The 5,608-nt window shown below is 53.7% G+C and carries 5 protein-coding genes; 2 read left to right on the top strand and 3 right to left on the bottom strand.

The window, feature by feature from the left end:
• Positions 1 to 244 precede the first annotated feature (244 nt).
• The 3 genes from AC6H42_RS10860 to AC6H42_RS10850 are packed head-to-tail and all read right to left on the bottom strand — an operon-like array spanning position 245 to position 3,656.
• A complete protein-coding gene (locus AC6H42_RS10860; protein WP_497548014.1) occupies positions 245 to 2,083 on the bottom strand; it encodes an ATP-binding protein in 1,839 nt (612 codons plus the stop codon).
• Positions 2,074 to 2,589, bottom strand: a complete 516-nt coding sequence (locus tag AC6H42_RS10855) for an ABC-three component system middle component 2 (protein ID WP_497548013.1) — start codon at positions 2,587 to 2,589, stop codon at positions 2,074 to 2,076. The genes AC6H42_RS10860 and AC6H42_RS10855 overlap by 10 nt, the downstream gene beginning before the upstream one ends.
• Positions 2,586 to 3,656, bottom strand: a complete 1,071-nt coding sequence (locus tag AC6H42_RS10850) for an ABC-three component system protein (RefSeq protein WP_497548012.1) — start codon at positions 3,654 to 3,656, stop codon at positions 2,586 to 2,588. Before AC6H42_RS10850 ends, AC6H42_RS10855 begins: the two co-directional genes overlap by 4 nt.
• A 732-nt stretch (positions 3,657 to 4,388) precedes the next feature.
• Here AC6H42_RS10850 and AC6H42_RS10845 point away from each other — a divergent pair.
• Positions 4,389 to 4,712 (top strand): hypothetical protein, encoded by a 324-nt coding sequence (locus AC6H42_RS10845; protein WP_497548011.1) that lies wholly within the window; start codon positions 4,389 to 4,391, stop codon positions 4,710 to 4,712.
• A 161-nt stretch (positions 4,713 to 4,873) separates the two neighbouring features.
• A partial coding sequence (locus AC6H42_RS10840) for a DUF932 domain-containing protein (protein ID WP_497548010.1) occupies positions 4,874 to 5,608 on the top strand: 735 nt, incomplete at its 3' end.

The following is a 5,608-nucleotide window of genomic DNA, read 5'->3' as shown; positions in this document are numbered from 1 at the left end:
TCCCAGCACCTTGTGGCTGGCAAATAAATGAACGCTGGCCTGCGGCCAGCCATCATCAACTAAACTGTTACGGCACTCAACACGGTGCTGAGTCGACGCTTACGAAAAGAATAGGTATGCATGGGATGCAGAATCTGGAACGGCACCAGCATCCCCCCCCCTCAGAATCCGAAAACGGGCAATGAGAGCGTGTTGCAACACTTAGGGGGAGTTCGAAGCGTTCATACTGCCTACTTAGCGATGGTCACGGGAGGCTAGGAATAAACCCTTGGCGTCCATGCTGGGCACCGGTGAAGCGGATGACATTTGCACCGGTCGTCAGTTCCGAAGGTGGGTCTTCGTTCTCAAAAATGATAACTTGAGAGTTTTGGAAGTCCTCAGCAATTGAACGATAGAACGCGTCCTTCACGTCATGTGAGAATCCATCCTCGTTTGTATCAGGCTCACGATAGACCACGAGCGGCGAATCAATCAACACGAAACCCGGGTGCGGCATTTTACGCTTGAGACAGTATTTTAAAAGTGCAAGGTTGAACGCGGCATGCGCGATTGCCCTAACACCTTTACCATGACTTGCTCGTGGCCGGCCGGAGATCACAATGTCTTGTCCTGCTTCGCTGAAGACTACACGATCCAATCCTGGGAAATGCCATTCCCGCAGCAATGATTCGACTTCTTTGCTAAAGACTTCTGCTTCGTCAGCGCGAATCCGTGCTGATTCAAGCGCTGGCGGTTTCTCAGCAGTCTGGCCTCTAAGCCCATCTAACAGTCCCAATAACTCATTAGCACGTCCAGTCAGGTCAAGTGCGCGACGATAAACGTCTCTAGTCGATTGGCTTTCGCGTAACCGCAGCAATGCAATCTCAACGCGGGGCTTCAAGAGTTCCGTGAGTTCGGCTGCCACGTCACGTACACGTGACCTAGCCTCGTCGCATTGCCCCTGAAGTCGCACAACTTCCTTCGTGTTTTCTTCCCTCGTCAAACGCAAGTCAGAGATCAAGGTTTTGATCTTATTCGCCTCGGCCTGGCAAGACTGAGCTACGTCCTCCGGTGACGCATCGGTTTGCTGATGCTCATGCTCCTGATGCTCTGCAGACGCACCACACACCGGGCAATGTTCTTCGCTCATTTGGCTTAGCCGCGAGCCTGCTTCTGCGATGCTCTCAAGCCGTCGAAGGTCCGACATGTATTGTTGCCCGAGTAGATCAAATCTTCGCTCAAGCTCGCGCAAGACTCCAATCCTCGATTCAAGCACACGCAAACCATTCATCTCGGATCGGCGCTTTCCTTCCAGTGACGCTGCACTCTGCTGCTCCACCGCTAGTTCTTTTTGCGCCGCATCATACAGGGTCTCGACTTGCGCCAATTGGTTTCGCCAAGTTTCCACATCGCCGGGCAATGCCAACTCGGCCACACGTCCATTAGTCTGGTTCAACAAAAGATCCAGCACTTCAACCTTTCCGGCCTGTCTCCCCTTTGCAACCTTGGGGTCCTCGCTTGATATCACCGAGCCATCGTCCACACCAGTCAACAGCAATCGAAATACTGCACTTTCCACGGTGGCAGTCGTGTATTGCCCGGTGAGAATTGGAGAGGTCTCGCTGATGATCGTCTCTTCATCAACCAATATTAGCCGCGCCAGGTCCCGAAAACTGAGCTCGCGAGTCTCGCCTTGCTTGTTCTTTCGAACCCTTTTTCCTGTTAGACCTGACAAATTCAGTAGGTATTGAGATATCGAATTCTTGTCGTCCGCACTGTGTTTCGCAGAAAGCGTTCTGTCAGTTTGTCCGACACTGACAAGCTTGAAGTTGCCTCCCCGCATTGAACGCTCCAAGACAACTTCACTACCCGTCTCAGAAAAATTTAGCGCGAGACGAACGGTCTCGTATCGGTCTGACTCAGGAATGGACTTTGGCACGTCCTTCCTACCAAGCATGTAATCAATACACTGGACGATGAAGGTCTTTCCTGTATCCGAAGGACCAGATACAACATTCAGGCCCTCTTTGAATTGAACTTCAGCGTTGGGGACCCCGTGCCCGACCAAGGTCAATCGCCGAAGTTGAAAACCTGTTATTGCCATTCAACTTCCTCCGCTCTCAGCACAGATTCCATAGAGAACTCTGCTCCCCACTCTCCGACATGGGAGTTGGCAATTTTCAATAGTTCGGTATCGGACATTTCACCCAACAACGAGATGAGCCATGCTGCCCTCGCTCTCATTTGTGCGGCATAGTCAGACGACAAAACATCCAAGAATGCCGCCGCTCGTTCCGTTGCAGCGAACATTACGCCAGTTGCAGTATAGTGGCGCGCCAACAGACCCCTGCTCTGGTACAGCATAAGACCTCTTTCGAGAACGGCGCGACGCACCAATAATTCGCCACCTCTATGCGGCGTTTTTGGGTGAAGGCCGGGCGGCCCACCTGGCAAGTCATCAGAATGAACAAGCAGGTAGTCGGAGACTACCAATCTTTGAAGCGAATAAGTGCATGGGAACGCCTCTCTCAATAGGGTCAAGGCTCGCAAGCCAATCTCAATAGGTCCGTTAAACGGAGGCAGTTCCTTCACGTCGAAAGATTTATTCATCGCACCCACCGAACCTTTCCATCATTTGCTAATTGATGGCAAATTCCGCCACGGTCGTGAGATGAAAGACGCTCCTTGAGCGCGTGTCCGGTGATTGGCAGTAGCTTTGCCGTCTTGACCACTGAAAGCACACGCCGATAGCCGTCTGGGTACGCTCCTCGTAAGTCATCCTTGATGCCGCCATGAACCTCATCTTGCAGTTCTTCAAACGCCCCTGGCGGCAATGTATCCCGCGAAAATACTCGTAGCGATTCAGCACTATAGAACTCAAGCCGTGCATCGTGGAAGTGCTCTCGAACCTCATCGTGAGCGCCCAAGTCAGCGACCGTCGGAACGGAGCAACTTAGATGCTCTCCGTAGGCATCAAGTAAATTTCGAACGTAAGTAACTTCGTGAGCGGCAACCGTCGCGGGAGGCGGAGCTACCTTCGGCCTTGCGGGAAGGCCGCCGCCAAACCGAGTGGCATACCAACGAGTTTTGGCATGTTGATCGATGATTCGCAGCGGCGGTACTGCTTCGAATATTGAGAAGTCAAGCGCATTGAGGTAGCTCCCTAATTTGGCGTCTAACTCGACCTCCTTCGTAGAGGTGATGGCAAACCTGCAATGCTTATCCCAGTTATCAATCAACTGTAGCTTGAGAGCATCTGCTTTCCTCAGCAGGTTTGACAGTTTAGTACCTGCCCCTTGTGGCGCCACGAAAACGTACTTTCGTGGATATGTATATTCACCGGTATAGGTGTAGTAGACCAGCTTGCCAAGTTCTAACCAGATATCGCCTGGGGCCAACCCGGCCTTGTAATGTTTACACTGGAAGTTGTCCCATATCGCGGGATCTGCTTTGTCGAATGCAATGATATCCCGGCCCATGTCTCCCGCACCACCGCAACGCTCAACGATTGCATATTGATCACGAAACGAGTCGGCCCATTCCAGAACAAAGTCTTCCCATTGCCCCGGACTAAAGATACGGATTCGGTCAATAGGGGGGATGGGCAGACCCGTGATCGCCACATCCGCCGATGGCGCTGCGCCGCATGGAGTAGCCAATGGAACTGTCGGTGACATTTACGCTCCCACATTTGCGCCCGACGAAGGGCTTACTCAGAAAATGTCTTCGGACTGAATGAGGACCGTTGGGGGAATTAGTGCGTCGCACTAATTTCAAAAACACAAGAATACCATGAGGCAATAGCACCGTGGCCATAATCTCCTAAAAACTACTGAAACCGGATCGAAGCCGGCATCGCGCCGATGCCTTGACGTTCGTAACCCCGAGAGAGAGATGGATGATTTCCGTCACTAGGAAGCTAGCAAAACGACGCCAGATGGGGGGGGCTGGCCTACCGTCAAGCATTTCGAGATAGAAAATTTCAGATCTATATTGTTGAAATGAGAACAGGGAACTCTGCCAGAAGCCGACGCTGACGGCCTCCGAAAGAAGACTCAACCTCATCAACCGAGGGCATAACTCCGCAGCCAGCAGGCTGCGGAGTTATGCCCTCGTTGCTTTTACACACCCGGTACTGGGCACCGGTTCATTCCAATCATTCTTGAAGGAGTCATCATGCGACCAATCCCGTCGCCCTTGGAGCACCTCACGGCATTTTCAATAGTTTTTGCTGCCGGATTTTTGTCTGCGGCAAGCTTCATCACGTACATGGAGCGAGTACGGCGCAATGCTGTGCGCGATCACTACAAAAGGGTCAATGCGGAGTCGAGCCTAGCAGCCGCACGATTCGCCCCCCGGAGCGTTGAAGGATGACGCGCCGATGCCCCCGATGTGAATCCGAGCGGATCGTGACCAAGGACTATGCGAGAAGGCTGGTCTGTGCTGTCGGCGCGATTGCTGGTGCAGTTCGTGGCGCAGCTGGCGCCGCCAGTGGTGCAGAGCTTGGCGCTCTTGCCGGGGCGTTTGCAGGGCCACCTGGCGTCGTTCTGGGAGGTGTCGCAGGCGCTGTCATTGGCGCCCTGGTTTGCGGCGCTGCCGGTGGCTCTGCTGGCGCTGCGCTCGGCGAAATTGTCGATGAGAACATTCTCAATAATTTCCTGTGCATGGACTGCGAATTCAGCTTCGGCAGAAAGTGCGAAGAAATCCTGGAGCCGATTTTTTACGAGACGTGACGTCTAACCACTGCCCCTTGTCAGCCCAATGCTGATAGTTCCAGGGGATACCCGTCATCGGGCATACCTCTAGCAATACCCCCCTCCCTGTCGTACCTGCCTCCAATCCAGAAACCGGATTGAGGTCTAGCTACGCCTCAACAAAGAAAAGGAAATACCTAATGGCACACTTGCTTGAAACGATGGCTTACCTGCATGAAACCCCTTGGCATGGCTTGGGAAATCAACTTGGCGCCGGCCAGCCTATCGGAGTATGGGCGCAACAAGCTGGCATGGACTGGCGCATCTGCGAATCGCCGGTCAGCTTCGTGCCGGATGCGACCAACAGCCCAAGCGTAATCGCGTCGTACCCTGAAAACAAAGTGCTGTTCCGCTCCGACACTCAAGCTCCTCTGTCCGTCGTCAGCCAGCGCTTTCAAGTTGTGCAGCCGCGTGAAATACTGGAGTTCTACCGAGACCTCACCGAGGTCTCCGGGTTCGAGCTTGAAACTGCGGGAGTGCTGAAGGGCGGCCGGAAAATTTGGGCGCTGGCCCGCACCGGCCAGTCGTCAACGCTCAAGGGCAATGACGTGAGCAACGCCTACGTCCTTCTTGCTACTGCATGCGACGGTACACTGGCGACGACAGCGCAGTTTACCAGTGTTCGCGTTGTCTGCAACAATACGCTGGCGGTAGCCTTGGGAGCCAGCAGCGGTGCGGTGAAAGTGCGGCACAGCACTGCGTTCGATGCACAGTCCGTCAAGCGTCAGCTTGGTATTTCGGTCTCCACCTGGAGTTCCTTCATGTACCAGATTGAACCGGACCGGAAATCTGGGAGGCTCCAACATCTGAGAGAATGGAGCCATGAAACGAAAATCCACGAAGTTTTCCCCCGAAGTGATGGAGCGCGCTGTGCG

The sequence above is a fragment of the Massilia sp. NBRC 108631 genome (genome assembly GCF_059704565.1).
Note: the sequence above shows the minus strand (reverse complement) of the source record. Positions and strands in the feature narration are given on the sequence as shown.